Below are 4,418 nucleotides of genomic sequence, written 5' to 3' on the forward strand. Positions count from 1 at the left end.
GGCGGCCGGGCGCGCCTCGGCATCGGCGCCTCCTGGTACGAGCGCGAGCAGGCCGGCCTCGGCGTGCCGGTCGTGCCGGTGGCGGAGCGGTTCGAGCGCCTGGAGGAGACGCTCCAGATCTGCCTGCAGATGTGGAGCGACGACAACGGCCCCTATGCCGGCCGCCACTACCAGCTGGCCGAGACGATCTGCGTCCCCCCGCCGATCAGCCGGCCCCACCCGCCGATCCAGGTCGGCGGGGGCGGAGAGAAGAAGACCCTGCTGCTGGTGGCCCGCTACGCCGACGCCGGCAACGTGTTCGGGAGCAGCCCGGCCGACGTGGCCGGCAAGCTCGACGTGCTCCGCTCCCACTGCGACGCCGAGGGCCGCGACTACGACCGCATCCAGAAGACCGTCCTGGCCGTGCGACCGGCCCTGGCCGACGTCGACGGCTTCCTGGAGGCGGCCGGCGAGTACGCCGCTCTCGGCGTGACCGAGATCGAGGTCATGCCCGACCGCCACCCGGTCGAGTTCGCCACCCAGGTCGCCGAGCAGATCCTGCCCCGGCTCCCCGACGGGCCCTGACCCCTCCTCAAGACCGTCTTGCATTCACTGTTAGGCTTGCCTAAAACTTGCCCTCCGGTGCGCAAACGGGCGCGAGGACGAGGAGAGCTTGCATGGGTGAGGTGGGCAGGGTCGGGCGGCTGGTCGCCGTGCTCGGGCTGGGGGCGGTGCTGCTGGCCGGGTGCGGGAACGACGACGGGGCCGGGGTCCGCAGCGAGGGCACGGCCAGCGGGTCGGGGTCGGGGACCGGGTCGGGATCGGGCACGGGGTCCGGGTCGGGGCTGGCCAACCAGGACCTGAGCGGCACCACCACCGACCAGCAGGTGCTCAAGGCCGTGGCCGACTACAAGGCCTGGGTCGTGGCCGAGGTCGACGCCCTGGTCGCCGACACGGCCAAGTTCACCGACGCGGTCCGGGACGGCGACCTGGCCGAGGCCAAGAAGCAGTACGCCCCCAGCCGGGTGCGCTGGGAGCGCATCGAGCCCATCGCCGGGCTGGTCGAGGAGATCGACGGCAAGGTCGACGCCCGGGTGGACGACTTCGAGGGCGTCACCGACCCCGCGTTCACCGGCTGGCACCGGCTCGAGTACCACCTGTGGGAGAAGGGCTCGACCAGCGGGACCAAGCAGTTCGCGGACCAGCTGGACAAGGACATCGCCACCCTCGACCAGCAGATCCAGGGGCTGGAGTTCCCGCCGGCGGCGGTCGCGCTCGGCCCGGCCGAGCTGATCGAGGAGGTCTCCGAGGGCAAGATCACCGGCGAGGAGGACCGCTACTCGCGCACCGACCTGTGGGACTTCGACGCCAACGTCGACGGCTCCAGGAAGCTGTTCGAGCTGCTCACCCCCGCCCTCCAGGCCAAGGACGCGGCCCTCACGGCCGAGATCGCGGCCGGCTTCGCCGCCGTCGACAAGAGCCTGGCCGAGTACGAGAACGCCGGCGGGACCTTCGACCCGTACACGGCCCTCCAGGCCGGGGACAAGACCCGCATGCAGGCCGAGCTGGCCAGCCTGTCGGAGGACCTGGCCAAGATCCCCGGCGTGCTCGGCCTCAAGGGATGACCATCAGGTGAGCGGCGACCGGCCCGCGGAGGAGCGCCCGGCCAGGGTCGGCCGGCGGTCCTTCCTCGGGTCGGCCGCACTCGGGTCGGCCGCCCTTGGCGCGGCCGCCCTGGCCGCCTGCACCCCCGACGCCGAGCCCCGGGCGCCGGGGCCGGGACGGAGGGTGCCGTTCCTCGGCAGCCACCAGCCGGGGATCGACACCCCGGCGGCCCGCTTCGGGCTGCTGGCCGCGTTCAACCTGGTCTCCGAGGACCGGGCCCGCCTCGCCCGGAGCCTGCGCGACCTCACCGACGAGGCCCGCGGGCTGATGGAGGCGCGCCCGCCGGAGCGGCGCGACACCGCCTACCCTCCGACCGAGACCGGCATCCTCGGGCCCGAGGGGCGGACCGACGGGCTGGCCGTCACCCTCAGCGTCGGGGCGTCGCTGTTCGACGGCCGCTTCGGGCTGGCCGAGCGCCAGCCCAAGGAGCTGGTCCGGATGCCGTTCCTCTCCAACGACCGCCTCGACCCGGCGCAGACCCACGGCGACCTGCTCCTGGCCCTGTCGGCCGACCAGCCCGACGTGCTCCTCCACGCCCTGCGCCAGCTCATGCGCCGGACCCGGGACAACCTGGTCCTGCACTGGATGCTGGACGGCTACAACCGGCCCGACGCCAAGCCGGTGCCCGGCCGGACCGACAACCGCAACCTGCTCGGGTTCAAGGACGGCACGGCCAACCTCGACATCACCGACAAGGCGCTGATGGACGAGCTCATCTGGGTCGGCCCGGACGAGGGCGAGCCCGCCTGGGCGGTCGGCGGCAGCTACCAGGCGGTCCGCATCATCCGCATGTTCGTCGAGTTCTGGGACCGCACGCCCCTGAACGAGCAGCAGAAGATCATCGGCCGCGACAAGGCCAGCGGGGCCCCGCTGGGGCTGGACCGCGAGGGCGACGACCCCGGCTACGGCGACGACCCGGCCGGCAACCGCATCCCCCTGGACGCCCACATCCGCATGGCCAACCCGCGCACGGCGGAGACGGCCCCCAACCGGATCCTGCGCCGCGGCTTCAACTTCTCCCGCGGCTTCGACGCCGCCGGGCGGCTCGACCAGGGCCTGGCCTTCGTCAGCTACCAGAAGAGCCTGGCCAGGGGGTTCCTGGCCGTCCAGGCGCGGCTCAAGGGCGAGCCGCTGGAGGAGTACATCCTCCCGGTGGGGGGCGGCTTCTTCTTCGTCCTCCCCGGCGTGACCTCACCCGACGCCTGGCTGGGCCAGCAGCTGCTCGACTGAGACCCGTTACCGGCGCGTTGCCGCCGGCGGCCGTCCTCGCGATCGAGCCGGCCGGGGCGGCGCTTCGGTGTCCGGGTTGTTGGGTACGATGCGGGTATGTGCGGACGGTTCAGCTCCACCAGCCAGCTCCAGTTCCTGCTCGAACAGTTCCGGGCCGAGCCCATGGGGGTCGAGGGCCACCAGCCGAGCTGGAACGTCGCCCCGGCCAGCGACATCCTGGTCGTGACGGCCTCGTCCGACGGCGCCCGCCAGCTCCGTGCCCTGAAATGGGGGCTGGTGCCGCGCTGGGCCAAGGACCCCAGCGGGGCCAACCGGATGATCAACCTGCGGGCCGAGACGGTGCGCGAGAAGAAGGGCTGGAAGAGCACCCTGGCCCGCAAGCGCTGCATCATCCCCATCGACGGCTTCTACGAGTGGCAGGACCAGGGCAAGGGCCAGCGCAAGCAGCCCTACTACATCACCGGCCGCGACTTCAGCCCGCTCGCCCTGGCCGGGCTCTGGTCGACCTGGCGCGACCCGGAGAGCGGCGAGGAGCTGTTCACCTGCACGATCCTCACCACCTCGGCCAACGACCTGATGGAGTCGGTGCACCACCGCATGCCGGTGATCCTGCTCCCCGAGGACTGGGACGCCTGGCTCGACCCCGAGAACACCGACACCGACGAGCTGGCCAAGCTGCTGGTCCCGGCACCCGAGGAGCTGCTGACCCTCTGGCCGGTGGACAAGGCCGTCGGCAACGTCCGCAACAACCGCCCCGAGCTCCAGGAGCCGCTGGAGGGCCACCAGCCGATCACCGCTTAGACTGCGGGCATGCGCTACGGCCCGCCGTTCCGGTACGCCAGCCGCTACATGGCCGAGCGGATCCCCGGCGCCCGCTCCGGCGAGCTGCCCGGCACCTTCGACGACCGCGGGGCCCATCGGCTCAAGGGCGTCCCCGACTCCTGGCAGCTGTATGCCGTCGAGCTGGCCGGCGGCTAGCCCCACGGCGCCGCGACCGGTGCGGCGGCCGGTGATGTACCAGACCTGGAGCTGGCTGGCCTTCCTGCACTGGCCGTACCCGCCGGCGGTGGTGCAGCGGCTGCTCCCGGCCAGCCTGCGGGTCCACGACTTCGACGGCCGGGCCTGGGTCGGGCTGACCCCGTTCCTGCTCGGGGACCTGCGCACCCCGGTGGCGCCGGCCCCGCCCTGGTTCGCCACCTTCCCCGAGACCAACGTCCGCACCTATGTGGTCGGCCCCGACGGGCGCGACGGGCTCTGGTTCTTCTCCCTGGACGCGGCCCGGCTGGAGCCGGTGCTGGTCGCCCGGGCCACCTTCGCCCTGCCGTACATGTGGTCGGCGATGACGGTGGAGCGCGACGGGCCGCTCATCCGCTACCGCAGCCGCCGGCGCTGGCCGGGCCCGGCCCCGGTGACCTCGGCCGTCACCCTGGAGGTCGGCGGCCCGCTGGAGCCGGAGGAGCTGGGCGAGCTCGACCACCACCTGACCGCCCGCTGGCAGCTCTACACCACCCTGGGGCCGGTGCTGGCCCGGTCCTGCGTGGAGC

Annotated in this window: 6 protein-coding genes; all 6 read left to right on the top strand. The window is 73.0% G+C overall.

Translation table 11 applies throughout. The annotated features are described in order from the left end of the window. On the top strand, positions 1-564 hold a 564-nt coding region (locus VF468_24405), incomplete at its 5' end, for an LLM class flavin-dependent oxidoreductase (protein ID HEX5881431.1). A gap of 92 nt (positions 565-656) precedes the next feature. Beyond that, the gene (gene efeO, locus VF468_24410) at positions 657-1,604 is read left to right on the top strand and encodes an iron uptake system protein EfeO (GenBank protein HEX5881432.1); all 948 of its coding nucleotides are present in this window, start codon (positions 657-659) and stop codon (positions 1,602-1,604) included. Between the two features lie 7 nt (positions 1,605-1,611). Further along, the gene (gene efeB / locus VF468_24415; GenBank protein HEX5881433.1) at positions 1,612-2,874 is read left to right on the top strand and encodes an iron uptake transporter deferrochelatase/peroxidase subunit; all 1,263 of its coding nucleotides are present in this window, start codon (positions 1,612-1,614) and stop codon (positions 2,872-2,874) included. A gap of 96 nt (positions 2,875-2,970) precedes the next feature. Beyond that, a complete protein-coding gene (locus VF468_24420; protein HEX5881434.1) occupies positions 2,971-3,675 on the top strand; it encodes an SOS response-associated peptidase in 705 nt (234 codons plus the stop codon). A gap of 9 nt (positions 3,676-3,684) precedes the next feature. Beyond that, positions 3,685-3,852, top strand: a complete 168-nt coding sequence (locus tag VF468_24425; protein ID HEX5881435.1) for a hypothetical protein — start codon at positions 3,685-3,687, stop codon at positions 3,850-3,852. 19 nt (positions 3,853-3,871) lie between these two features. After that, a partial coding sequence (locus tag VF468_24430; GenBank protein HEX5881436.1) for a DUF2071 domain-containing protein occupies positions 3,872-4,418 on the top strand: 547 nt, incomplete at its 3' end.

This window comes from Actinomycetota bacterium (genome assembly GCA_036280995.1).
In the GTDB taxonomy this organism is placed as follows: domain Bacteria; phylum Actinomycetota; class CALGFH01; order CALGFH01; family CALGFH01; genus CALGFH01.

What these genes read in the sequence shown, in the direction of transcription:
- efeO (HEX5881432.1), top strand. Translation starts at nt 657, where the DNA reads ATGGGTGAGGTGGGCAGGGTCGGGCGGCTGGTCGCCGTGCTCGGGCTG.
- VF468_24420 (HEX5881434.1), top strand. Translation starts at nt 2,971, where the DNA reads ATGTGCGGACGGTTCAGCTCCACCAGCCAGCTCCAGTTCCTGCTCGAA.
- VF468_24425 (HEX5881435.1), top strand. Translation starts at nt 3,685, where the DNA reads ATGCGCTACGGCCCGCCGTTCCGGTACGCCAGCCGCTACATGGCCGAG.